Origin of the sequence: Streptomyces sp. CA2R106 (assembly GCF_037034245.1) — a bacterium.
In the GTDB taxonomy this organism is placed as follows: domain Bacteria; phylum Actinomycetota; class Actinomycetes; order Streptomycetales; family Streptomycetaceae; genus Actinacidiphila.
The window spans coordinates 1-223 of record NZ_JBAGKC010000233.1; the positions used below are offsets into that span (position 1 = coordinate 1).

The 223-nt window shown below is 74.4% G+C and carries 1 protein-coding gene; it reads left to right on the forward strand.

Features of this window, described 5'->3' with window-relative positions; translation table 11 throughout:
• Positions 1-223: acyltransferase domain-containing protein (locus WA788_RS35890; RefSeq protein WP_335984753.1), on the forward strand; the 223-nt coding region annotated here is incomplete at both ends.

Consider the following 223-nt stretch of genomic DNA (forward strand, 5'->3'; position numbering starts at 1 on the left):
AGATCGCGGCGGCGTGTGTGGCGGGTGGGTTGTCGTGGGAGGACGGCGCGCGGGTCGTGGCACTGCGTAGTCGGGCGTTGGCCGGCCATCTGGCGGGCACGGGCGGGATGGTGTCGGTGCCGGCCGGCCTGGCCGAGGTGGGGGAGTGGATTGCCCGCTGGGAAGGGGACTTGTCGATCGCGGCGGTCAATGCTCCCCGCCAGGTCGTGGTGGCCGGCGCCGC